At 67.4% G+C, this 24,672-nt stretch carries 20 protein-coding genes; 17 read left to right on the forward strand and 3 right to left on the reverse strand.

Translation table 11 applies throughout. From position 1 onward, the window contains the following. The first annotated feature begins 63 nt into the window (after positions 1–63). Positions 64–1,236 (forward strand): CaiB/BaiF CoA transferase family protein, encoded by a 1,173-nt coding sequence (locus E2E30_RS04635; RefSeq protein WP_272482941.1) that lies wholly within the window; start codon positions 64–66, stop codon positions 1,234–1,236. Between the two features lie 2 nt (positions 1,237–1,238). On the opposite strand, the gene E2E30_RS04640 is transcribed toward E2E30_RS04635, so the two are convergent. After that, entirely contained in the window at positions 1,239–2,000 is a 762-nt protein-coding gene (locus tag E2E30_RS04640) for a GntR family transcriptional regulator (protein ID WP_133187661.1), read from the reverse strand. 92 nt (positions 2,001–2,092) lie between these two features. Between E2E30_RS04640 and E2E30_RS04645 the strand changes: the two genes are divergently transcribed. The 6 genes from E2E30_RS04645 (at position 2,093) to E2E30_RS04670 (ending at position 10,576) form a co-directional block, all read left to right on the forward strand. After that, entirely contained in the window at positions 2,093–3,481 is a 1,389-nt protein-coding gene (locus tag E2E30_RS04645) for a 3-isopropylmalate dehydratase large subunit (protein ID WP_240699034.1), read from the forward strand. Beyond that, a complete protein-coding gene (gene leuD / locus E2E30_RS04650) occupies positions 3,481–4,074 on the forward strand; it encodes a 3-isopropylmalate dehydratase small subunit (RefSeq protein WP_133187663.1) in 594 nt (197 codons plus the stop codon). The genes E2E30_RS04645 and leuD overlap by 1 nt, the downstream gene beginning before the upstream one ends. A gap of 10 nt (positions 4,075–4,084) precedes the next feature. Next, a complete protein-coding gene (locus tag E2E30_RS04655) occupies positions 4,085–5,452 on the forward strand; it encodes an FAD-dependent oxidoreductase (protein WP_133187665.1) in 1,368 nt (455 codons plus the stop codon). A 245-nt stretch (positions 5,453–5,697) separates the two neighbouring features. Further along, a complete protein-coding gene (locus E2E30_RS04660) occupies positions 5,698–8,091 on the forward strand; it encodes a TonB-dependent receptor (protein ID WP_133187667.1) in 2,394 nt (797 codons plus the stop codon). A 175-nt stretch (positions 8,092–8,266) separates the two neighbouring features. Next, the gene (locus tag E2E30_RS04665; RefSeq protein ID WP_165954455.1) at positions 8,267–9,664 is read left to right on the forward strand and encodes an MFS transporter; all 1,398 of its coding nucleotides are present in this window, start codon (positions 8,267–8,269) and stop codon (positions 9,662–9,664) included. Positions 9,665–9,682: 18 nt separating this feature from the next. Next, positions 9,683–10,576 (forward strand): alpha/beta fold hydrolase, encoded by an 894-nt coding sequence (locus E2E30_RS04670; RefSeq protein WP_133187671.1) that lies wholly within the window; start codon positions 9,683–9,685, stop codon positions 10,574–10,576. A gap of 37 nt (positions 10,577–10,613) precedes the next feature. On the opposite strand, the gene E2E30_RS04675 is transcribed toward E2E30_RS04670, so the two are convergent. Next, the gene (locus tag E2E30_RS04675) at positions 10,614–11,876 is read right to left on the reverse strand and encodes a M24 family metallopeptidase (protein WP_133187673.1); all 1,263 of its coding nucleotides are present in this window, start codon (positions 11,874–11,876) and stop codon (positions 10,614–10,616) included. A 137-nt stretch (positions 11,877–12,013) separates the two neighbouring features. Between E2E30_RS04675 and E2E30_RS04680 the strand changes: the two genes are divergently transcribed. Then, positions 12,014–12,814 (forward strand): alpha/beta fold hydrolase, encoded by an 801-nt coding sequence (locus E2E30_RS04680; RefSeq protein ID WP_165954456.1) that lies wholly within the window; start codon positions 12,014–12,016, stop codon positions 12,812–12,814. Positions 12,815–12,836: 22 nt separating this feature from the next. Beyond that, on the forward strand, positions 12,837–13,832 hold the full coding sequence (locus E2E30_RS04685) for an SMP-30/gluconolactonase/LRE family protein (protein ID WP_206365642.1): 996 nt from the start codon (positions 12,837–12,839) through the stop codon (positions 13,830–13,832). On the opposite strand, the gene E2E30_RS04690 is transcribed toward E2E30_RS04685, so the two are convergent. After that, positions 13,829–15,121 carry a M24 family metallopeptidase gene (locus tag E2E30_RS04690; protein WP_133187677.1) on the reverse strand — a complete coding sequence of 431 codons (1,293 nt, stop codon included), beginning with the start codon at positions 15,119–15,121 and terminating at the stop codon, positions 13,829–13,831. The genes E2E30_RS04685 and E2E30_RS04690 overlap by 4 nt on opposite strands. 168 nt (positions 15,122–15,289) lie before the next feature. Here E2E30_RS04690 and E2E30_RS04695 point away from each other — a divergent pair, with 168 nt between their 5' ends. The 8 genes from E2E30_RS04695 to E2E30_RS04730 all read left to right on the forward strand — a co-directional run bounded on the left by E2E30_RS04695 (position 15,290) and on the right by E2E30_RS04730 (position 24,474). Further along, positions 15,290–16,684, forward strand: a complete 1,395-nt coding sequence (locus tag E2E30_RS04695; protein ID WP_133187679.1) for an MFS transporter — start codon at positions 15,290–15,292, stop codon at positions 16,682–16,684. Further along, positions 16,681–16,956, forward strand: a complete 276-nt coding sequence (locus E2E30_RS04700) for a hypothetical protein (protein WP_133187681.1) — start codon at positions 16,681–16,683, stop codon at positions 16,954–16,956. The genes E2E30_RS04695 and E2E30_RS04700 overlap by 4 nt, the downstream gene beginning before the upstream one ends. Positions 16,957–16,959: 3 nt before the next feature. Continuing rightward, on the forward strand, positions 16,960–18,081 hold the full coding sequence (locus E2E30_RS04705; protein WP_133187683.1) for a class I SAM-dependent methyltransferase: 1,122 nt from the start codon (positions 16,960–16,962) through the stop codon (positions 18,079–18,081). 4 nt (positions 18,082–18,085) lie between these two features. Then, positions 18,086–19,519 (forward strand): MFS transporter, encoded by a 1,434-nt coding sequence (locus E2E30_RS04710; RefSeq protein WP_133187685.1) that lies wholly within the window; start codon positions 18,086–18,088, stop codon positions 19,517–19,519. Next, the gene (locus E2E30_RS04715) at positions 19,516–20,388 is read left to right on the forward strand and encodes an alpha/beta fold hydrolase (RefSeq protein ID WP_133187687.1); all 873 of its coding nucleotides are present in this window, start codon (positions 19,516–19,518) and stop codon (positions 20,386–20,388) included. Before E2E30_RS04710 ends, E2E30_RS04715 begins: the two co-directional genes overlap by 4 nt. Beyond that, positions 20,382–21,869 (forward strand): carboxylesterase/lipase family protein, encoded by a 1,488-nt coding sequence (locus E2E30_RS04720; RefSeq protein WP_133187689.1) that lies wholly within the window; start codon positions 20,382–20,384, stop codon positions 21,867–21,869. Before E2E30_RS04715 ends, E2E30_RS04720 begins: the two co-directional genes overlap by 7 nt. Positions 21,870–21,892: 23 nt before the next feature. After that, positions 21,893–23,287 carry an LLM class flavin-dependent oxidoreductase gene (locus E2E30_RS04725; RefSeq protein WP_133187691.1) on the forward strand — a complete coding sequence of 465 codons (1,395 nt, stop codon included), beginning with the start codon at positions 21,893–21,895 and terminating at the stop codon, positions 23,285–23,287. Between the two features lie 83 nt (positions 23,288–23,370). Then, complete coding sequence (locus tag E2E30_RS04730; protein ID WP_165954457.1) at positions 23,371–24,474, forward strand: alpha/beta hydrolase fold domain-containing protein; 1,104 nt, start codon at positions 23,371–23,373, stop codon at positions 24,472–24,474. Positions 24,475–24,672 lie beyond the last annotated feature (198 nt).

Consider the following 24,672-nt stretch of genomic DNA (forward strand, 5'->3'; position numbering starts at 1 on the left):
ATTGTCATAGTCATATATCAATTGATCCGCGCCTGTCTAGGCCCGTCATTTAAGGAAGTTCGAGTGGATCAGGACGCGTTGCCGCTGGCGGGGATCACGGTGATCGAATTCACCCACATGGTGATGGGGCCGTCGGTGGGGGTGATCCTCGCCGATCTCGGCGCCGACGTGATCAAGGTCGAGCCGCACGGCGGCGACGCGACGCGGCGGCTGCTCGGCTCGGGCGCGGGCTATTTCCCGATGTTCAACCGCAACAAGCGCAGCATCTGCCTCGACCTGAAAAGCGAGGCCGGCCTCACCGTCGCCAAGCGGCTGTGCGCGGGCGCCGATATTGTGGTCGAGAATTTCCGGCCGGGCACGCTCGACCGGCTCGGCCTCGGCTATGCGGCGCTGTCGCAGGACAATCCCGGACTGATCCACTGCGCCGCCAAGGGCTTTCTGAAGGGCCCGTATGAAAAGCGCACCGCGCTCGACGAAGTGACGCAGATGATGGGCGGCCTCGCGTACATGACCGGCCCACCCGGCCGACCGCTGCGCGCCGGCGCATCGGTGATCGACATTACCGGCGGCATGTTCGGCGTGATCGGCGTGCTCGCGGCGCTGGAACGGCGCCATCGCACCGGACGCGGCGGCGAAGTGAAATGCGCCTTGTTCGAGACCACCGCATTCCTTGTCGGCCAGCATATGGCGCAGATGGCGGTGACCGGCCAGGCGGCGCAGCCGATGCCGGTGCGGATCTCGGCTTGGGCGATCTACGACGTGTTCGAGACCGCCAACGAAGGCGAGCAATTGTTCGTCGGCGTGGTCAGCGACGGGCAGTGGGTCGCCTTTTGCGCGGCATTCGGGCTCGACGAACTCGGCGCCGATCCGGCGCTCGCCAAAAACAACGCGCGCGTGCTCGCGCGCGACGCGATCCTGCCGCACGTGCGCGCACTGTTCGCGGCGATGGACCGCGCTGCGCTGGTCGCGAAGCTGGAGACGGTCGGGCTGCCGTTCGCACCGATCGCCCGGCCCGACGAACTGTTCGACGATCCGCACCTCACCGCATCGGGCGGGTTGATGGACGTGACGGTGCCGGGCGGCGCGGCGACGCGTTTGCCGGGGTTGCCGATCGAGTTCGACGGTGAGCGTGCGCCGCTGCGCCGCGACATTCCCGAGGCCGGGGCCGACGGCGCCGCGATCCTGCGCGACCTGGGATATGACGAGGACGTCATCACGGCGTTGACCGCGCCGTGAGCTCAGTCGGCGGCTGGCCGCGCCGCGCCGTGGAGATCGAGCGCGAGGCGATAGCGGTCGCCGCGATATTCGGCGATCGTCAGCAGCAGCGGCTTGCCCGCCAGATCATGGACGACGCGCTCGATCCGGATCAGCGGCGCGCGCGGCTCGGTGCCGAGCAAAGCGGCGCGCGCCGGGTCGGCGGCGATCGCGGCGATCGTCTGCGTGCCGCCGCCAATGGCGTGCCCCGATTCGCGCAGGATTTCGAGCAACGGCGTCTCGGTGAGCCGTTCGCGCGTGAGCCCGGCCGAGAGATGCAGCGGCACATGGCTTTCGATCGCGCCGAGCGGCGCATCGTCGAGATAGCGCACGCGCAAGGCGCGCAACGTCGCGGCGCCCGGCGCGAGGCCGAGCCGCGGCGCGATGTGATCCGCGGCGGGCTCCTCCGCCAAGGCGACGACGCGGACTTGCGTGTCGCGACCGAAGGCGATGAGCGATTCGATCGCCTGGTCGATATTCGCCTCGATCGGCGTCGCGGGCGCGCGGAAGATGACGCGCGTGCCGATCCGGCGGCGACGCTCGACCAGGCCATGCCCGGCGAGCTCGTCGAGCGCGCGGCGCGCGGTGATGCGCGAGACGCCGTAGAGCGCGGAAAGATCGTGCTCGGTCGGCAGATTCTCGCCGAGCGGCCGGCGGCCCGACAGGATTTCGTCGCGCAAGGCGAGAAAGATCTGCTGATAGAGCGGAAGCGCGTCGTCGCGATGGAGTGCCGAAGGTCCCGCCATTGCGCTCCCGTGCCGCAATCGGGGCTCTCCGCCAAGCGGATCATTCGCAACCGGCGCTGGCCGCGCGGCACGGCCGCGTCCAGGACGCGGCAATGGTCATGACCCCGCGCACGATATTCGACAAGATCTGGGACGCGCACGCCATCATGGCGATCGACGCCGAGACGGCGCTGGTGCTGATCGACCGCGTGCTGCTGCACGAACGCACCGGCAGCGTCGCGCTGGAAAGCCTGGCGGCGATGGGCCGTCCGGTCGATGCGCCGCGCCAGGCGTTCGCGACGATGGACCACATCGTAGACACGCTGCCCGGGCGGACCGGTGCCACGACGATGCCGACCGGCACCGCCTTCATCACCGCGACGCGTGCGGCGACGCACGCGGCGGGGATCACTTTGTTCGATCTCGGCGATGCGCGGCAGGGCATCGTCCATGTCATCTCGCCCGAACTCGGCATCGTCCTGCCGGGGGCGACATTGGTCTGCCCCGATAGCCATACCTGTTCGCAAGGGGCGCTCGGCGCGCTCGCCTGGGGGATCGGATCGACCGAGGCGGAGCATGCTTTGGCGACGTCGACGTTGCGCGTGAAGCGACCCAGGACGATGCGCGTGACGATCGACGGCGTGCTCGGCGCCGGCGTCACCGCAAAGGATCTGGCGCTGCATCTGCTCGCCACCTTCGGCTCGGCCGGCGGCAGCGGCCATATCGTCGAATATGCCGGCGCCGCGGTGCGCGCGCTCGACGTCGAGGCGCGACTGACCTTGTGCAACATGGCGACCGAATTCGCCGCTTTCTCGGCGATCATCGCGCCCGACGAAACGACCTTCGCGTATCTGCAGGGCCGCTCCTATGCGCCGAAGGGCGCCGCATGGGACGATGCGATCGCGCAGTGGCGCGCATTGGCGGGCGACCCGGACGCGACGTTCGACCGCGAGCTGCGGATCGATGCCGGCGACGTGCGGCCGATGGTGACCTGGGGCACGAGCCCGCAGCAGGCGGTGCCGATCGAAGGCAGCGTGCCCGGCGATACCGGCGACGCAGCGGTGCGCGCGCGCGATTATATGGATCTGGCGCCGGGCGCGGCGTTGCTTGGCCAACCGATTGGAGCGGCCTTTATCGGATCGTGCACCAATGGCCGGCTGTCCGACTTGCGCCGCGCCGCCGCGATCCTGCGCGGCCGCCACGTCGCGCCGGGGGTCCGCGCGATCTGCGTTCCGGGCTCGAGCGCGGTGCGCGCGGCGGCCGAGGCGGAAGGGCTCGACCGCGTTTTCCGCGATGCCGGGTTCGAGTGGCGCGAGGCGGGCTGCTCGATGTGCTTCTTTGCGGGCGGCGAGAGTTTCGGCGCGCGCGAACGCGTCATCAGTTCCACCAACCGCAATTTCGAGAGCAGGCAGGGGCCGGGGACGCGCTCGCACCTCGCCTCGCCCGAGACGGTCGCGGCGTCCGCGATCGCCGGGCGCATCGCCGATCCGGCGGCCTTGTGATGGAGCGGTTCGACACGCTGAGTTCGGTCGCGGTGCCGCTGCTGCGCGACAATGTGGATACCGATGCGATCATCCCGTCGCGCGAAATGACGTCGGTCGCCAAGACCGGCCTCGCCGACGGCCTGTTCGCGGGCTGGCGCTACCGGACGCTCGGCGGGCGCGATCCCGATCCCGCCTTCGTGCTCAACGATCCCGCTTTCGCCGGAGCGACGATCCTGCTGGGCGGCGCGAATTTCGGCTGCGGGTCGAGCCGCGAACATGCCGCCTGGGCGCTGGCCGAATATGGCTTCCGCGCGATCATTGCGGCGTCGTTCAACCCGATCTTCCGCGGCAATTGCGTGCGCAACGGGATCGTGCCGGTGGCGCTCGACGCGGCGGCCCTGGCCGCGGCGCCGCAACCGTTGACGATCGACCTGGCGGCGCAGACGGTGACCGATGCGGCGGGCACCGCGCACGGCTTCGCGATCGATGCGGAAGCCAAGGCGATGCTGCTCGGCGGCCTCGACGCGATCGACCTGACCCTGCGCGATCGCCCGGCGATCGACGCGTTCCGCACGGCCGACCGCTTGCTGCGGCCGTGGATCTATCTGTGAGGATGTGACGATGAGCGATTCCCACCATATGCCGCTGGTGATCGTCGGCGCGGGCGGCACCGGGCTGTGCGCGGCGCTGGCGGCGGCCGATGCCGGAATCGAGGTGCTGGTGATCGAGCGCGATTCGACTCCGCTCGGCAGCACGGCGATGTCGACCGGCCTGATCCCGGCGGCGGGCACACCCGAACAGGCGGCGGCGGGAATCGTCGACGACCCGGCGCTGTTCGCCGCCGACATCCTCGCCAAGACCAAGGGCGCGACCGATGCCGGCATCGCGCGGCGGCTGGCGGATGAATCGGCCGAGACGATCGCCTGGCTGCGCGACACGCACGGCGTGCCGCTCGATCTGATCGGCGGCTTCCTCTACCCCGGCCACAGCGTGCAGCGGATGTACGGCACGCCCAACCGCACCGGCGGCGAATTAATGGCCGCGCTCGAGGCCGCGGCGGTCCGCGCCGGCGTGATGATCCTGAGCGATGCGCGCGTGACCGAGCTTTCCGCGATCGGAAATCGCGTGACCGGCGTGACGATCGAGCGGCCCGATGGCGCGATCGAGCGGATCGGCTGCGACGCGCTCATCCTCGCTTGCTCGGGCTTTGGCGGCAATGCCGAACTGGTCGCGCGCTGGATCCCCGAAATGGCCGAGGCGGTGTATCACGGCCATCCCGGCAATACCGGCGATGCGGTGCGCTGGGGCGCGACGCTGGGTGCCGGCATGGCCGACATGAGCGCCTATCAGGGGCATGGCGGGCTCGCCGCCGGACACGGCGTGCCGATCCTGTGGCCGCTGATCATGGAGGGCGGTTTCCAGGTCAATTGCGACGGGTTGCGCTTCTCCAACGAGGCGACCGGCTATTCCGAGCAGGCCGCGCGCGTGAATGCCCAGCCCGGGCATGTCGCCTGGTCGATCTTCGATGCGCGGCTGCACCGGCTGATGCTCGATTTCGACGATTATCGCGATGCGCTGCGCGCGGGCGCGGTGGTCGATGCGCCGACGGTAGAGGAATTGGCGCGTGTCGCGAAATTGCCCGAAGCGGCGCTCGCCGCGACGATCGCCGCGGTCGCCGGCTTCGTCGGCGGCGCCGCGACCGATCCGTTCGGGCGCGATTTCACCGGCAAGGCGCCGCTGTCGGAGCATTATTATGCCGCCAAGGTGACGGGCGCGCTGTTCCACACCCAGGGCGGACTGATCGTCGATGGCGATGCGCGCGTGCTCGATTCCGCGGGCGTGGTGTTGCCGAACCTGTTCGCCGGGGGCGGCGCGGCGCGTGGCGTGTCGGGCGGCGGGGCCGACGGCTATATGGCGGGCAACGGCCTGCTGACCGCGACCACCTTCGGCAAGCTTTCCGGACGCGCGGCGGCTATTTTACTTCGATAGCGCAATCGCCCGTCGACACCGTAACAATATCTTTGGTTCTCAATGCGTAACGGTGACCGATGCGAGCCGTCGGGCGCACCGGAGCGTGGCGAAGCCGGCGCGATACTTATCGACTGGTGGACAGAATTCATGTTCGGCTGGCGAAAAAAGCGGGTTCGACAAGAACTGTGGCTTGCAACGCTTCCAGACCGGACCACCGGCATAGACCGACCGCTGGGGCGATATCGTCGAAAAGGGAAAATTTTATGACAGACGCGCGCCTGCTCGCTCTCAAGACCGTTTCGTCCAGCCTCGCGCTGGCGGCAGCGGTCACGATGTCCGTCAGCCCGGTTTCGGCCAAGGCGCTCGCCGCCGATCCGACCGCACCCGTTGCCGTCGCGGCGTCCGCGCCGGACCCGGTCGTCGCCCCCGACCCGGTCGTCGCGCCGGCCGAACCGGCAGTGAACGGCGATATCGTCGTCACCGCCCGCAAGCGCGGGGAAAGCATCATCGACGTGCCGATCGCGATCACCGCGATCAGCGGCGCGACGCTCGCCAACCGCAACATCACCGATCTCAACAGTCTCAACGGCAACGTGCCCGGCCTGCGCTACCAAAATACGGGCGCGAACCGGAACGATCGCGGGTTCGTGAACTTCACCATCCGCGGTATGTCGGTGCCGGTCACGGTGTTCGTCGACGGCGTGGCGATCCCGACCGGGTCGATCCCGGGGCTGAACAACGTCGAGCGTGTTGAGGTCGTTAACGGCCCGCAAAGCGCCTATTTCGGACGCGCGACCTTCGCGGGTGCGATCAATTTCATCACCAAGCAGCCGTCGCTGACCGAATTGTCGTCGTCGGGCAGCGCCTCCTACACCTCGCGCGACAAGGCCGAGATCAACGGTGCGGTCGAGATCCCGATCATCAAGGACAAACTCGCGATCCGCGTGTCCGGCCGCCTCTACGACAAGAAGGGCGAGTATGAGAATTACAACGGCACCGGGCGGCTCGGCGACGAGCAGACCAAGTCGATCTCGGCCTCGTTCCTCGCCAAGCCGACCGACAATCTCAAGATCCGCGGGTATTATGCGGCGTGGAAGGACAGTGACGGCCCGTCGGCGCAGGCGGCGCTGACCGAGGCGGATTACAATTGCAACCTGGGCGGCAGCGGGCGGCAAGTGAACGGCCTCAACTATGTCTGCGGCCGTATCGGCAGCGTGCCGGCCAACCGCCTGTCGCAGAACAACACCCCGCCGCTCGCCGCGCTCCAGCTGGCGCAGGGACAGTCGGCGGTCTCGCAGGACCTGATCGACCATCTCGGGCTCGAACGCCGCGCCTACCAGGCCAATTTGCTGATCGACTGGGCGCTCGGCGGCTACACGCTGTCGGGCGCGTTCGGCAAGAGCCACAACGAATGGGGTGCGATCACCGACACCTACAATCGCGGCAATGATGGCACCGGTTATTCGTCGACCGTGTTCATTCCGAACAACGACCGCAACACCTCGGCCGAAGTCCGCCTGCAATCGCCCAAGATGAGCGGTTTCAGCTTCCTGGCCGGCGTCAACTACCTCTATTCGAGCAACACCTTCGTCGGCCGCGCCTATCGTCCGACCAACGTCACGCCGATCGCCGAGCTCAGCCGCTACACCGTCGGCCGCGCCAACACGCTCGGCCTGTTCGGGTCGATCAACTACGATATCGTCAGCGGGCTCTCGATCAGCGCCGAGGGGCGCTATCAATGGGACAAGGTGCGCCAGGATATCGATTTCTCGAACACGCATCTCGACAACACCTTCAAGTCCTTCACGCCGCGCGTCATCCTGAGCTACGACGTGCGCCGGAACCTCAATCTCTACGCGTCTTATTCGGAAGGGCGGCGTCCCGGCACCTTCAACGGCGGCCTGACGACGGTGAGCGCCAGTGCGAAGCAACAGATCCTCGCACAGTTCCCGGTGCCGCTCAACGTTCCCGAAGAAAAGCTGACCAGCTACGAAGGCGGCCTAAAAGGCAATTTCTTCAATCGCCGGATCACGCTCCTCGCGGCGGCCTATTTCAGCCAGTGGCGCGGGCGCCAGATCAGCCAGAACATCGCCTATTCGGTCGGCACCACTACCCAGACCAACACGTTCATCCTGCCGGCCGGCAGCACCGATCTGTGGGGCGTCGAATTGCAGGCGACGGCGCGAGTCAATTCGCACCTGTCGCTGGATGCCACCTATGACTGGGCGCACACCAAGATCTTGTACACCAGCTGCACCGAATGCCTCGCGATCACCGGCGTACTCAACCCGGTCGGCAATTCGATGGAGCGCTATCCACAGCATACGTTCAGCCTCAACGCGACCTACGAGACGCCGATCAACGACGCGTGGACCGGCTATGCGCGCGGGCAGTATCTCTTCACCGGCAAGCAATACGAGACCGCAGCCAACGTCGCCTACACCGCGCCGTCGGACGTTTTCCACCTCGCGGTCGGCGCGCATAACAGCGTCTATTCGGTCGAACTGTTCGTCCGCAACCTGAGCGACGACAAGACGCCGACCAACATCTTGCGCAACACGAACCCCAATGCCAGCGCGGCACAGGGGTCCAGCCTGATCGTCCTCGCGCCGCCCGAGCGCCGCGCGGTCGGGGTGCGCGTCGGCTTCAAATACTGATCGCGACGCGACCGACGAACTGAATGCCACTGCCCTCGTATCGTCAGGATACGGGGGCAATTTTTTCGAGCGGATCGGCCACGCGCACCATTCTATCCGAGCGGTGGATAGTGGGGCAGCGTCCGTAGGTGCGAAGTCGAGCTGTGATACCCTTCCCGCGCCGGTGGAGATCATGATGAGCGTAGCGCTGACCGCAGAAGCCAAGGTGTTGCCGCCCTCGTCGCCGGAGAGTCGGCTGCCGCTGCCGTTATGCGTGGGGTTCGGCATCGGATCGTTCGGCATCGCGATCCTGCTGAACGTGGTGACCGTGCTGTTTCCGGCGATGATGACGACCGTGCTTGGGCAATCCGCCGCGGTCGCCGGCTTGTTGCTGACCTTTTCCAAGCTGTACGACATCGGCGCCGACGTCGCGATCGGCGCGGCGAGCGACCGCACCCGCACTCGGATCGGCCGGCGGCGCCCCTATCTGCTGTTCGGCGCCGCGGTCTCGGGCATTTCGTTCCTGATGATCTTCATTCCGCCCAAACTGACCGGTACGCCGCTCGCGCTGTGGATGGGCCTTGCGCTGGTCGTCTATTCGACCGGCTATTCGCTCTTCTCGGTGCCCTATATGGCGATGGCCGGGGAGATGACCGACGGCTATCACGAGCGCACGCGACTGCTGTCGTTCCGCACCTTCTTCATCAGCGTCGGGCAGCTCGCCGCCTCGGCCGGGGCGGCGGCGCTGATCGGCTGGTTCGGCGGCGGGTCGCTCGGCTATGCGGTGATGGGCGTGGTCGCCGGCGTGCTGCTCAGCGGTACGATGATGATCAGCTTCTTCGGCACGCGCAACGCGCGGATGATGCCGGCCACGCCCAAGGCGCGCATCTCGCGCCGCGAACTTGTCTCGACGCTGACCTCGAACCGGCCGTTCGTCCTGCTGATGGCGATCAAGCTGTCGCAATATGTCGCGATCGCGATGATCAGCACGACCAAGGTGCTGTTCCTGCTCAATGTCGTGAAGGTCGGCTATGCCGGTCTGGTCAATCTGACGCTGATACAGAATGTCGTCGCGGTCGTGGCGATCCCGCTCTGGGTCGCGCTCGGCCGGCGGATCGGCAAGCGACCGGCCTATCTGCTCGCCACCGCCATGCTCGGGGTCGTCTATGTCAGCTGGTTCTTCACCGACGTGAACATCACCATGACCGGCATCTTGCTTCGCGGCGCCGCCAATGGCGTGGCAGCGGCGGGCACGACGCTGCTGAGCGTCGCGATGCTGCCCGACGTGATGGAATATGACCGGCTGCGCACCGGGTTGCGGCGCGAGGGCGTGTTCTCCAGCGTCTATTCGATCGTCGAGAAGCTGGGCTATGCGCTCGGTGCCGGCATCATCGGCGTCATCCTGTCGGCATCGGGCTTCCTGCCGAGCTTGCAGGGCAAATTGGTGGTCCAGCCGCATTCGGCGATGCTCGCGCTGTACGGCGGGGCCTCGCTCATTCCGGCCAGCCTGATCCTGCTGAGCTGGCTGCTGATGCTGGCCTATCCGCTCGACGACAAGATGCTGCGGCGGACGCAATTACTGCAGGCCCGATAATAAAAAAAGGAGTCCCCGATGCGTGTTGTGACGATTGCGATTGCCCTTGGCCTGGCGACACTGTCCGCAGCGGGAGACGCCAGCCCCGGCACGCGCCCGGAGGCGACCAGCTACCGCGCTTATGTCGATGGCCGCTGGGGGCAGGTGCACGTCCGCGTGGCCGGCCCGGCGAACGGACCGACCGTGGTGCTGGTGCACAAGATGGTGTGGTCCTCGATCGAATTTTCGAAGGCGCAGCCGTGGCTCGCGGCGCGCGGCATCCGTTCGATCGCGGTCGATCTGCCGGGCTATGGCCTGTCCGATTCCCCCGCGGCGCAACCCAGTGCCGAAGACTATGCCGACGACCTGCTGCCGATCCTGGACCATTTCAAGGCTCGCAAGGCGGTGATGGTCGGCGCGAATACCGGCGCGACCCTGGTCACCGCCTTTGCCTTGCGGCACCCGACGCGCACCGCGGCAGTCGTGCTGGACGGTCCGCCGGTGTTCGAGGGCGAGGCGCAGAAGGAAGCGCTGGCCGAGCCCGAATTCGACCGGACGGCGCGGCCCGGCGGCGCGACCCTGGTGGCGCGCTGGAACGAGATTGCGGCGCTGGCGAAGAAGAATGGCGGTCTGTCCGACGAGGCGATCCAGACCGGCATCCTGCAATTCTTCCAGGCCGGGCCGCATTATCTGTGGGGCCATCAGGCGATCTTCAGCTATCCGCTGCGGCCCGCGCTCGCACGGCTGACCGGGCCGGTGCTGCTGCTGACCTATCCGGGCGACCAGCTTCTCAACGTGTCGCTGGAGGCCAAGCGGGATCATCCGGCGTTCACGCTGAAGGAGATCAGCTGGGCCGGAATGACTGCGGATTACCAGGACCCGAAGGAATGGGCCGACGCGCTGGCCGATTACACGCTCGCGCTGCCGCGGTAAGGGCGATGGTCCCCGGCTCGCGCCGAGGACCGGATGATCATGCGCCCGGCAAGATCCGGAGCGACACGTCGCAGCTCGTCAGCGGCTCGACGCCGTCCTTGGTGACCAGGATCTGGTCCTCGACGTGCAGATTGCCCCAGCCGATTTCGTAATAGGGCATGTCGAGCGAGAAGATCATGTTCTCCTCGAACACGAATTCGCCATTGCCGCCCGGCAGCACCGGGCCGACCGGGATCTTGTGGTCGGAATGTTCGAGCCCGATCGAGTGCGGCGTGGCGAAGAAGAAGCCTTCGAACCCGGCGCCGCGCACCGCGTCGATCACCGCTTCGGACACTTCCTTGCCGGTGACGCCGGGCTTGACCACTTCGAGCACGCGCGCGCAGCCGACCTCGAGCGCGTGCGCGCGCCGGACCAGTTCGGGCTTGGGCTCGCCGCAGACCGCGATGCGGCCGAGATCGCCGAGATAGTTCTGATAATCGCACAGCCCGTCGAAGGTGATCGATTCACCCTCCAGCACGGTGCCGAGATTCTGGTTGGTGCCGTTCTGCCCGGTCGCCAGGTAGATGCCGCGCGCGCCGCGCTTGGCGAGCTCGGTATTGTAGATGATCTCGAGGTCGGTGCGTTTCATGCCGACGCGGATGTTGGCAATCGTCTCGTTGAGCGCTTCCTCGTTGATCGAAGCGACGTTGCGCATGATCGCGATTTCGTCGGGGGTCTTGATCATGCGGATATCGCGGAAGGTGGTATAGGCGTCGCGGATCTTGAGATCGGGCAGGCCGATCTCGTTAAGCCAGGGGCCGACGCGCGGATCGTCCGACCCGACCACGCCGCCCGACAGGCCGGCCTCTACCAGCGCCTTCTTCAGCGCATAGGTCGCGTTGACCGACGCAGTGCCCTTATTGCCTTCCATATATTTCAGATATTCGGTGTCGGTCGGCGACAGGCTGTCGTAGCGGATCGGCCATTTCATGCCATATTCGATATGCTCGGCATCCTCGACATCGGGGTCGAAATCGCGGCGATCTTGGTAGATCGGGTGCACATAGCTCTGGATGCTTGGCATCCAGGTCGATTCCGGGCGGTGAAAGAAGCGCAGATGCTCGACCCCGGTGACGATCAGGGCGGCCGGCATCGCCGGATCGCGCGGGAGCACCGCATAATTGTAGAACAGGCGGTTCATCCGCATCAGCGCGCCGAAATAATCCGACAGATAGCGGACGTTGATCGGCGCCACCGCGATCAAGCCGTCGAGGCCCTCGCGGTCCATCACGGCGTAGGCGCGTTCTTTGTTGAGCAGCATGATCGTCTCCTGATATGGCGTCGGCGATGTTCTGCCGATGCGGCGCGCGCGCCAGAGCAAGCGCGCAAATGGTCGCTGGCCGGACAGATTCCAGCACCGGCTAGGGCAAGCGCCGGGGCAGGGGCACCGTGTGCGGCGTGACCGCCTTTCCGCCAATTCTCCGCCGCGCTTTCGTCGATCTGACCGACGGGCAAGTGCATGTGCGCCGGGTCGCCGGCTCGGCGGGGCAAGTGCCGCTGCTGTGCCTGCACCAGAGCCCGGCCTCGAGCCTGACCTATGCCGAGATCCTGCCGTTGTTCGGGCGAACCGCCGTCGCGGTGGATACGCCCGGCTTCGGCGAATCCTTCCGGCCGGCTGTGCGGCCCGACGTGCCGGCTTATGCGCGCTGGATCGGAGCGGTCGCGGCGGCGCTGGGTTACCCCCGGATCGACGTGATGGGGCTGTTCACCGGTGCGGCGATCGCGTCGGAGCTGGCGGCCACGCGGCCCGATCTCGTCCGCCGCGTCGTGCTGGCCGGTCCGCCGCTGTTTGATGCCGCGCAGCGCTGCGGTTTCGTCGACAATGCCTGGCCGGTCGCGCCGCAGCCGGACGGATCGCATCTGCAGCGCGAGTGGCAGCGCACCATGGCGCGGCCGATGCCGGTGCCGTTCGCGCGGCGTTGCGACGCGTTCAACGAATATTATCGCGGCGGCGCGAACGCGATCTGGGGCGAACTGGCGGTGGCGGACTATGCGCTGGCCGACACCCTGCCGCGCATTGCGCAGCCGACCCTAGTTCTCCAGCCCGAGGGCATTCACGGCGACGGGGCGGGCGCGCTGGCGCTTCTGCCCAATGGCCGGATCCGCCCGATCGCGTGCCTGGGCTATGCCATGTTACAGGCGGTGCCCGATCGGGTCGCCGCGGAAGTCGCGTCCTTTCTCGACGGCGACGCCGCATGATTTTTCGTTTGGAGCAAAGCCGATGAACCGTCGTACGATGATCCGCCTCGGTGCGCTCGGCGCCGCGGCCGCGGCACTGCCAGTGCGCCTGCCGGCGGCGGATGGCGCGGACTTTCGCGTGGTCGCAGCGGGGCTGGGTTTCCCCGAGGGGCCGGCGACGTTGCGCGACGGCAGCGTGCTGTTCGTCGAGATCGCGCGCGGCAAGCTCAGCCGGGCGTGGCCCGATGGGCGCGTGACGACCGTCGCCGCGCTCGGCGGTGGCCCCAATGGCTGCGCGATCGGGCCCGACGGCGCGGCCTATATCGCCAATGACGGCGGCCTCGCGTTTCACGAGGCGGATGGTCGCACGACGGTGGCGGGCGTGCCGCCGACCTATCTCGGCGGCTCGATCCAGCGCGTCGACCTGAAGACGGGGGCATTCCGCACGCTGTACGACGCGGTCGGCAACAATCGGCTGAAGGGGCCCAACGACATCGTGTTCGATGCGTGGGGCGGCTTCTGGTTCACCGACACCGGCAAGGGCTATGCACGTACGCGCGATCACGGCGGTCTCTATTGGGGCATGCCCGACGGCAGCGCGCTGCGCGAGATCGCCTATCCGTTACTCACCCCCAACGGCATCGCGCTCGGTGCGGATCGGCGCACCTTGTATGTCGCTTTGTCGGAGAAGCGGCAGATCCTCGCTTATACGCTGACCGGGCCGGGGCAAGTTAAGATGGTCGGCGGCGTGCCCAAGACGCGGCTCTTCGCGAGTCTCGGTGGCGACATGTCGATCGACAATATCGTGGTCGAGGAAAGCGGGAATCTGCTGCTCGCGGCTGTGCGGCAGGGTGCAATCCTGACGGTCAATCCGGCAGGCGAAGTGATCGAAACGGTCAAGCTGCCCGACCCGGTGGTGACCGCGATGGCGTTTGGTGGCGCCGACCGGCGGACCTTGTACGTGGCGCTGTCGAGCACCGGCCGCGTGGTCGCGCTGAAATGGCCGCGCGCGGGGCTCAAGCCGGTGTTTGCGGCCTAGATCGTCTTCACTCGCAGCGACGTATCCATCGAGGTGATCGGCTCGCAGCCGTCCTTGCGGACGATCATCATGTCCTCGACATGCGTCGTTCCCCAGCCGAATTCATGGTACGGCATGTCGAGCGTGAACACCATATTCTCCTCGAACGCGAGCGGATGGTGGCCTGGCATCTGGTCGCCGATCGACACCGGATGGTCGGTATGTTCGAGCCCGACCGAATGCGGGCCGGCGATGACGAAACCGGGAAAGCCCTCGTCATGGACGGTCTTCAACGTGAGATCGACGATCTCCTTGAAGGTCTTGCCGGGGCGGATGTTCTCGTACGCGATCTGCAACGCGCGATCGACCGCGGTGAAGCGATGGAGCATTTCCGCGGTCGGCTCGCCGAAGAACACCGAGCGGCCGACATCGCCACGATATTGCTGCCATGACCCGACCGAATCGAGTTTGATCAGCTCGTTCGGCTCGATCTCGCCGGTCGCCAGGCCGCGAATATTGGCGATGATCCATTCGGAGCGGCCGCCTTGCTCGGCCATGGCGAGCGCGTGGATGCGGTGGATGTCCTCCAGCGGCATGCCGACGTGCATCCGGTCGACCACCGCGTTGAGCGCGGTCTCGCTCATCCGCCCGGCGATCTTGAGCAGCTCGATCTCGTCCGCGCTCTTCACCATGCGGATTTCCTTGAAGACGTTGAGCGCGTCGACCCCGCTCAATTCCTCCAGCCCGATCGCGCCGAGCCAGCCGAGCACGCGCGGATCGTCGAAGCCGAGCCGCCCCTTTTCGAGTCCCGCGGTACGGATCGCGCCGGCGAGCGCGCGCGTTGCCGTCGTCTGCGCGCCACCGCGGTGCATTGCGTAGCGATCGAGCAATTGGTGGTCGCGTGGCCCCAGTTCGGCGCCCGGGCGAGTCGGGTAGGGGGTGAGCGGCGCGTCCTTGATCGAGTCCGCGGTCACCGCCTGGTCGCCACCCTCGTCAATTTCCTCGGTCGAGAATTCATAGTCGCGCGCCGGGATCGCCTTGGGCGGAATGCGCGTGATGAAGGTCGCGACATTGGGCATCCAGGTCGGCTTGTGCTCGAGATGATAGACGCCGGTGCCGGGGATGATGAGCGCGGCGGGCGCGGTCTCGTCGCGCGGCAGCAGCGCGTAGAGCGTGTAGTTGCGCGACATCAGGAACATCGGCCCCCAATAATCGGAGAGATAATAGATGTTCTCGGGGAAGGCCGCGACCAGCCCGTCGAGCCCGTGGCGGTCCATAACGGCATTGGCGCGGTCGCGATTGAGCAGCATGGCAGGCCTCGAATAGCTGGATACGCTATCTGCCTAGACCCACCGCCGGGCAAGCCGCGCCGTGGCGGCGCAATCTGCCCATCTGGCGGATAGTCCGGCCGCGCTGCCTGACACGCTCACGCCCGACCCCGATGTGCTAATCCCTGCGACCTGCAAAAGGCCCGTTCCATGTCCATCGCTTCGTCCCGGTCCCAGTTCTTCCCGCCGCCGACCGCGGCGCGGCTGCCGCTTGCGCTGCAATTCGGCTGGGGGCTCGGCACGCTCGGGCTAACCGCGTTCATGGTCGGCAGCTATCTGCTGCTGCGCTTCATGACCGATTACATGGCGATGCCGCCGGCGCTGGCCGGCACGATCTTCGCGCTCGCCAAAATCTATGACGGCGTGGCCGACCCGATCTTCGGCGCGCTGAGCGATCGCGCGCGCAGCCGGATCGGACGGCGGCGGCCGTTCCTGCTGGCGGGAGCGTTCGCGTGCGGGCTGACCTTCATGCTCGCCTTCAACGCGCCGGTGGTGGCGAGCCGGGCGGGGGGCATCGCAATGCTCGCCGGGCTGCTGATCCTGCATGCCACCTCCTACGCGATCTTCGCGGTGCCCTATATGGCGATGCCGGCGGAAATGACCGACGATCCGCACGAACGCTCCAAGCTGATGTCGTTCCGCGTCGTCAACGGCTCGCTCGGCAATCTCGTCGGCGGATCGGCCACCGCTGCCTTGATCGCCTATTTCGGCGGCGGGTTGGTCGGGCATCGCGCGATGGGCATCGTGATGGGGTTGCTGCTGTTCGCGGTGCTGTTCGCTTGCTTCCTGATGACCTCGCAAGCGCGGATGCGCGAAGTCGAGGCGACGTCGCACGTCCCCTATCTCCAGCAATTGCGCCAGGCCTCGAAGAACCGGCCGTTCGTCGTGCTGCAGGCGAGCAAGCTGATGCTGCTCAGCGCGGCGGCGCTGCACACCGCCTCGGCCGCTTTCTTCGTCCAGCGCCGGCTGGAAATGTCCGACGCGTGGCTCGCGACGATTTATGCCACGCTGACGATCGGCACGGTGGTCGCGCAACCCTTCTGGCTGTGGGCGGCACGGCGGTACGGCAAGCGGCAGGCGTTCCTGGCGGGCGGGGTTTTCACCGCTTTCGTCTGGCTGTCTTGGCTGCCGTTCGGGCCGGGCACGCCGCCCGCGGTGATTATCACGATCGGGCTGCTCGCCGGGCTCGGCAATGGCGGGATCGTGATGATCAGCCAGTCGATGCTGCCCGATACGATCGAATATCAATATCGCCGGAGCGGTTTGCGGATCGAGGGCAGCTTCGCCGGCATCTACATCATGGTCGAGAAGCTCGGCCAGGCGATCGGCGCGTCGCTGACCGGCATCGCGCTCGGCCTGTTCGGCTATGTCCAGGCGCATGCCGGCACGGTGATGGTGCAGAGCCCGCGCGCGGTGCTGGGCATCACCTTGTGCTATTCGGTGTTCTCGACGCTGTTCCTGCTCGCCAGCATGGCGATCATGGTGTTCTACCCGCTCGAGGAAAAGACGATGACGCTGCGCGCGCGTCGCGCGGTGGCGGCATGACCGGCCCGGCAAGACGGCGGCTGCCGATCCCCGGCCAGATGCCCGAGGAAGACCGGCTGCTGGCGATGATCGCCGCGCTCGCCGCCGAACTCGCCGTCACGCGCGAGCGGCTCGACACGGTCGAGCAGCTCGCGGCGGCCGCCGGCCTGTTCGATGCCGCGGCGATCGAGGCGTTCGTGCCCACGCCGCAGCAGACCGCGCGGCGCGATACGCTGCGGCGCCGGCTTATTTCGCGTGTCTTCCGTCCGTTGAAAACGTCCGAAGGAGCCTGAGCCATGGCCGCCGCGCACCCGATGCAACCGCATGCGACGCACGACGAGACCGCCGAGCAATTGTTCGTGCGCGACCTGAAAGTGTGGCTGACCGAGGAGGTCGAGCCGGTGCACCGCGCCGCGGCGGCGGCGCTCGACCCGGGCGCGCAGAACAATGCGCGAGTCGAGACGGTCTATGCCGGCCTGCACGCCCAATCGGGTTTTCGCGCGTGGGCGAGCGTGCGGCGGACGTCGCAGGAAATGCTGTGGGACGCGGTCGGCGCCAGCGTCGCGCGGCAATCCGCGGCGCTCGCCGAGACGGCTGCGTTGCCCGCACCGCGCGGCAGCGTGACGCTCGCGCCCGATTTCGTCGTACCGCGCTATCTCGCCGATCGCGACGTGCACCTCATGCCGGGCGGCTACGGCCTCGACGATGGCGGCGTCGGGCAGGGCGCGGTGATGGACCAGGGCGGGGCGGTTTACATGCTCGGCCGCAATGGCGGGCAGATGAACGACGTGCGCGGCCACACCGTCGCCGCGCATATCTTCGCGCGTTATCCGGGTTTCGAGCCGGCGCGGATCCTCGAGCTCGGGTGCGGCGTCGGGGCGAGTGCGGTGCCGGTGGCGCAGGCCTTTCCCGATGCCGAGCTGCATGCGGTCGATGTCGGCGCGTCGATGCTGCGCTACGCCCATGCGCGCGCCGAACATCTCGGCGTGGCGATCCATTTCGCGCAGGACGATGCCGAGCACACCCGCTTCGCCGACGGCAGCTTCGACCTCGTTTACTCCTGCGTGCTGATGCACGAGACGTCCGAAGCGGCGATGGCCAATATTCTCGCCGAGAGCTTGCGGCTGCTGCGCCCGGGCGGCGTGGCGGTCCATCTCGAAGTGCCGCAGCGCTATGAGGAACTCGATCTGTGGGGCAAGATCCGCGGGCAGATCGAGATGGATTACAATAACGAGCCGGCGTGGAAGGCGGCGATCAGCGTCGATTTCGACGCGATGCTGCGCGCCGCCGGCTTTGCCGAGGTGGCGGCCGGTTTCCAGGACGCGACCTCGCAACCTCAGCGCGGCGGCGGCGGGTTCTGCGGCGAAAGCAAGGGCGTGTTCCGATCCTGGTTCGTCGTCTCGGGCACGCGGCCCTGAACCGATGAGCGCGGACGCGGTGCAACGCCCCGGATCCCTGATCGCGGCGACGGTGGTCGGCTGCGCGGCCTTCATGCAGGCGTTCGACACCAGCGCGGTGTCGGTCGCGCTGCCGCGCATGGCGGCGGCGTTCGGCGTGCCGGTGCTGTCGCTCAACATCGTCGTCACCGCCTATCTGATCGGCGCCACGGCGATCCTTCCTTTGTGCGCCTGGGTCGCCGACCGGTTCGGCGCGCGCGCGATGTTCCTGCTTGCTGTCGGCGGTTTCGGCGCGAGCGCGCTCGCCTGCGGTCTGTCGACGGGCTTGCCCGTGTTGCTGGCCGCGCGCGTGGTGGAGGGCTCTGCGGGCGCGCTGCTGCTGCCGGTCGGGCGGATCATCGTGCTGCGCTCGGTCGACAAGGCCGATTTCGTGCGCGCGATGTCAGCGCTGACCTTGCCGGTGATGCTGGGGCCGGTGATCGGGCCGCCGATCGGCGGACTGATCGTCACGCTCGCTTCGTGGCGCTGGCTGTTCTTCGCCAACGTGCCGGTGGCGATCGTTGGAATGGCGCTGGTGTGGCGTTTCGTGCCGGAAATCCGCAGCGAGGCGGCGCATCCGCTCGACGTGAAGGGGACGCTGCTGATCGTCCCCGCGCTGGCGGGCATCACCTTCGGCATCGCCGCGACGACGCGCGCCGATCTCCCGCCATGGCTGATAATGCTGGTCATCGTCGGCGGCGCGGCCTGTGCGCTCGGCTATGTCGTTCATGCGCGCCGTACGGCAAAGCCGGTGCTCGATTTGGCGTCGTTGCAAGTCGCCACCGCGCGCATTTCCAGCATCGGCGGGGTGTTTCCGCGGATGCTGGCCAGCGCGTCGCCCTATCTGCTGGCGATGCTGTTCCAGATCGGCTTCGGGCTGAACGCGGTCGGGGCGGGCGGGCTGATCTTCGCCGGCGCGATCGGATCGATCCTCAGCCGCCCGGCGATCAACAGCGTATTGCGCTGGTTCGGCTTCCGGCGTTTCCTGCTGGCCAATACCTGGCTGATCGCCGTGTCGATCGCGGTGTGTGCGGCGTTCCGCGCGGATACGCCGCATGTCGTGATCCTGGTGCTGCTGTTCGCGTCCGGGCTGCTGCGCTCGCTGCAATTGATGGCGCTCAACGCGATCGGCTATGTCGACCTCGACAAGGCCGAGTTCGCGGCGGCCAGCACGATCGCCAGCGTCAGCCAGCAATTGGCGATGAGCTTCGGCATCGCGCTTTCGGTGGTGACGGTGCAGCTGCTGCAACGTCTCGCCGGCGCGGCGACGCTGGATGCGACGGTTATCGCGCAGGCATTCCTGGTCGTCGCGGCGCTGTCGTTGCTGTCGCTGCGCTGGATCGTGCGCCTGCCGCACGACGCCGGCCATTCGATGATCGCGCCGCGCAAGCTGGCGCTGGCCGAGGCGGATGCCGAATGAGCGAGATCGACCGCAGCTTCGTCCGGCTCGAGGAAGGGCTGATCCACGTCCGCCATATCGCCGGGCGCGCGGACGTCCCGCCGGTGGTGATGCTGCACGCGTCGCCCGGCTCGTCGCGCGGCCTGGAAGAGCTGATGCGCGCGATCCATGCGGTCGATGGCCGGCGCATCATCGCGCCCGACACGTGCGGCAACGGCGATTCTGCGCCGCCGCTGCCCGACGCGCCCGACACCGCCTATTTCGCCGACGCGCTCGTGCGCTTGCTGGCGACAATGGGCCTCGACCGGGTCGATCTCCATGGAAGCCACACTGGCGCCCGCACTGCCTGCGAAGTCGCCGCCGCGCATGGCGAGCGCGTGTCGCGCCTGGTGCTGGACGGGATCATCGAATATTCGCCGGCGATGCGGGCCGAACTGGCAGCGCACTACGCACCCGCTATGGCGCCCGACGATTATGGACGGCAATTCACCTGGGCGTTCCAGTTCGTGCGCGATCAGGCGCTGCACTTTCCGCATTATGCGCGCGACCTGGCGCACCGTTTGATGACGCGGGCGGTGCCTTCGGCGGAGCAACTCCATGCGTCGACGGTGGAGGTGCTCAAGGGGCTGACCAGCTATCACAAATCGTATCGCGCCGCGTTCGCCTATCGCGCGACCCAGCGCTTGCCGCTGATCGGCGCGCCGACGCAATTCCTGCTCGGCGCGACCGAACTGCCGAGGATCGTCGCGCAGGTCGGCGACTATGCTGCGCTCGTGCCGCAGGCGCGCATCGCGCAGGTCGGCCCGCTGGTGGGCGACAAAGCGGCGGCGATCGTCGCGTTCCTGGCCGACGTGCCGGCACCCCTCGCCGCGAGGGCTTCGCCATGCTGAAAGCTCTTTCGATTTACGCGACCGCAATCCTGTTCGCCGCTGCGGCCCTGTCACCGGGCTGGGCGAGCGATCCGGTGACGACGATCGACAGCGGCGAGCTTCGGGGTGTCGTCACCGCCGAGGGCGCGGTGTTCAAGGGAATCCCTTTCGCCGTCCCGCCGGTCGGCGCGCTGCGCTGGACCTCCCCCGCGCGGCCCGCGCCATGGGCCGGGGTTCGCAATGCCACTGCGTTCGGGCCGCGCTGCATCCAGGCGATCGGACTGGCGCGCGGCGGCACCGAGCAAAGCGAGGATTGCCTCACGCTCAACGTCTGGGTGCCCAGGGCCGCCAAGAAAGCGCCGGTGATGGTGTGGATCTATGGCGGTGCCTATCTCACCGGCGAAGGCTCTGACCCATTGTTCGAAGGCCACGCCTTCGCACGCGACGGCGTGGTGCTGGTTACCTTCAATTATCGCCTCGGCGGGCTCGGCTTCTTCGCGCATCCCGCGCTGAGCGCTGCCAGCGGCGAAAAACCGCTCGGCAATTACGGCCTGGAAGACCAGATCGCCGCGCTCGAATGGGTTCAGCGCAACATCGCGCGCTTCGGCGGGGATCCGTCGAATGTCACGGTGTTCGGCGAAAGCGCGGGCGGTAGCGCGGTGTTGCTGCTGACAGCGCTTCAGCGTGCGCGGGGGCTGTTCGCCAAGGCGATCATCGAGTCGGGCGGTGCCGGGCTGACGATGGAGGATCGCGCGCAACGCGAGGCACGCGGTGTGACGATCGCGACGCGCGCCGGGCTCGCTGGCGCCAGCGCGAGCGTGGCGCAATTGCGCGCGCTGCCGGTGTCGGCAATCGCGGTCGCCGGCGCGGGGCCGGGGCCGATCATCGACTTGCGGCTGGTCCCGGCGCCGGCTGCGAAGGTTTATGACGCGCATGCGCAACTGCGCGTGCCGATCATGATCGGCGCCAATAGCGGCGAGGATTCGCTGCTGGGTTTCGTGCCCTACCGGTCGGTGCTCGATTGGTACAACGCCCGGGAAGTGGCCGAGTTGCGCGCGTTGTACGGCGGGGAGCACGACGACGAAAAGCTCGCGCATCGCCTCTTCGCCGACGCGCGCATGCTCGGCCCGGCGCGCTTCCTGGCGGCGCGGGCGGCGTCGGACATGCCGGTCTATCTCTACCAGTTCGATTATGGCGCCTCGCCGCATGGCGGCGAGATTCCCTATGTCTTCGAGACGCTGGGCGCGGCGCCCGATCGCGCGGAGGCGGTCGCGCGCTATGTCCATGCCTGCTGGGTCGCGTTTGCGCGCGTCGGTGTGCCGTCCTGCCCGGGCGCGCCGCCGTGGCGGCGCTATGCGGCGGGCGACGACGTGATGATGCGCCTGCAGCAATCGCCCGCCCTCGCGGTGGGATATCGCGGAACGCTGCTCGACTGGCACGACCGCTATCTCGCGCGCCGGCTCGCGTATTTCGTGCCCGGCCCGACCATGCCGACGCAATAGCACGCGCTTTCAGGAGACCGACGATGTCGCCCAACCAACCCGCAACAGTGGCGCCCAAGCGCCAGATGCATCTGATGCTGTTCCCGATGTTCACCGGCGCGCATGTCGCTGGCTGGCGGCATCCGGGCGCCGATCCGGGGCGGATGCACGACGTCGCCTTCCATACGCAGGTCGTCCAGACGGCGGAGAAGGCGAAGTTCGACGCGGTGTTCTATTCCGATGCGCAGGGCTTCCGCACGGTGGTCGGGCGCGACGTGCACAGTCGCAACGACGTGTCGCGGATGGATCCGCTGGTGCTGCTGTCGGCTTTGTCGATGGTGACCAGCCGGATCGGCCTGATCGCGACGCTGTCGACCAGCTATAACGAGCCTTATGCCGCGGCGCGACGCCTCGCCAGCCTCGATCATATCAGCCACGGGCGCGCCGGGTGGAACGTCGTCACCTCGACGACGCGCAACGAGGCGCGCAATTTCGGGCGCGAGGCGCATTACGGCCATGCCGAACGCTATGCCCGCGCCGAGGAATTCGTCGATGTGGCGCGCGGCCTGTGGGACAGCTGGGACGACGACGCCTTCCTGGTCGACAAAGCCGACGGCCGATTCTTCGATCCCGACAAGCTCCACGGCCTCGCACACCAGGGCAAATTCTTCTCGGTGTCCGGTCCGCTGACCACGGCGCGGTCGCCGCAGGGGCATCCGGTCATCGTCCAGGCCGGTGCGTCCGACGCCGGGCAGGATCTTGCCGCGCGCTGCGCCGATGTCGTGTTCATGTCGAACCCGGACATGGCAAGCTCGCAGGATTTCTACGCCGCGTTCAAGACCAAGGTGGCGGGCTTCGGCCGCGATCCCGCCGATTGCAAGCTGCTGCCCTCGATCCAGCCGATCGTCGCCGAGACCGAAGCGCGCGCGCACGAAATCGTCGCCGAGCTCGCCGCCCTGATCCATCCCGACGTCGCGATCAGCATGCTGGAACTGGCGCTCGGCGGCGCGGTCGATCTGCACGGTCTCGACCCGGACGGCCCGTTGCCGGAAATTCTGGAGACCGAGTCGTCCAAATCGACGCGCGCGAAAGTGCTGGCGATGGCGGAGGGGCGGTCGATCATCGAGCTCGCGCGCAAGATCGCCGCGGTGCGCACCAGCTCGGGCCTGGTCGGCACGCCCGAACAAGTCGCCGATCATCTGCAGACCTGGTTCGAAAATGGCGCGGCCGACGGGTTCGTCATCACCGCGCCGTTCCTGCCGGGCAGTCTCGACGCGTTCGTCGACGGGGTCGTGCCGATTCTGCAGCAGCGCGGCCTGTTCCGGACGGACTATGCCGGCGAGACGTTGCGCGACCATCTCGGGCTGGCGCGCCCGGCGAGCCGCTACGAAGCGCAGCCCGAGCTGCACGTCGAACCCGAGATATGGCAACCCGACTGACCGCCAGTCGGCCATTTACCGCGCCGATCGTTGCCGGTCGATCGGGCGGGCGCATTCTGCCGGTTCGGACAAGGGGACAGGCGATGCGCGGCGGAAAATGGATGGGGCTGGCGCTGCTGGCCGGGCTGGCGAGCGGCGCGGTGCAGGCTCAGGAAGCGAAGCATGCGACGCTGACGCTCGACGCCGACGGGACGATCCACGCCGACGGCGTGCGCGTGCCGCCGTCGAACTTGCTCAGCGCCGATGCCCGCGCGCAATTCGCGGCCAGGTTGCAGCAGGGGCCACCGCCGTCGGCGGCGGAAACCGGCGTCGCGAGCGCGCGTGCCGCATCCGACAAGGGGCAGAAAGCGACGCTCGACCGCTGGCTCGCGCTGGCGCCGTCGGACATCACCGCCGTCGTCATGAACGGCGTCCACACCGACGTGGTTGTGCCGAAGACCGGCATCGCGCCGGAAAATGCCGCGCGCGTGCTGATCAACCTGCACGGTGGCGGCTTCAGCGCCGGGGCCAAGTTCGGCGGCCAGGCGGAATCGGTGCCGCTCGCGGCGCGTGGGCGGATCAAGGTGGTCGCGGTCGATTACCGTCTGTCGCCCGAATATCTGTTCCCGGCGGCGAGCGAGGATGTCGAGGCGGTCTATCGCAAGCTGCTCGAAACCTATCGTTCCGAAAATATCGGGATCTATGGTTGCTCGGCTGGCGGCACGCTGACCGCGCAGGCGGTCGCGTGGTTACAGAAGAAGGGCCTGCCGCGGCCCGGCGCGATCGGCATCTTCTGTTCGGGCGCGATGCCCGGTTTCTGGTTCGGCGGCGATTCGGGCGCGCTCGGCTCGCTGCTCAACGCGATCCCGCCGCAGGCCAACCCCAACGACGCCAAGAAGGGCGCGCCGCGTTTCTATCTCGCCGGAGTGGATGCGAACGATCCGCTCGTCACGCCCGGTCTGTTCCCGCAGGTGCTGGCGCAATTCCCGCCGACGCTGATCGTGACGGGCACGCGCGATATCGCGATGAGCAACGCGCTGGTCACCAACGTCCAGCTTCTCCAGGCCGGCGTGGACACGCAATTGCTGGTGTTGGAAGGGATCGGCCACGGCCAGTTCAACGCCTTTGCGGGGAGCCCGGAGGCGCGCGAGACCTATGATATCATTTGGCGCTTTTTCGACAAGCATCTGGGCGCGCGAAAGAGATAACCGCGCCCGGACGAAAAGGAATGGGCGCGAAGTCGCGATCCCTTCTTTCCGGCAGATGAACCGCTCACGGGACAACCGGGGCGGCAAGTCGCGCCCTCCGTCCGTGGATTGTACCGTCGTACCCACAACCTGTCCCAATTGCTTTTCCAAAGCTAGCACTACTTTGGCAGGTTGAAGGAACCAGCTTGAATCGTCGTT

Origin of the sequence: Sphingomonas sp. AAP5 (assembly GCF_004354345.1) — a bacterium.
GTDB classification, from domain to species: domain Bacteria; phylum Pseudomonadota; class Alphaproteobacteria; order Sphingomonadales; family Sphingomonadaceae; genus Sphingomonas; species Sphingomonas glacialis.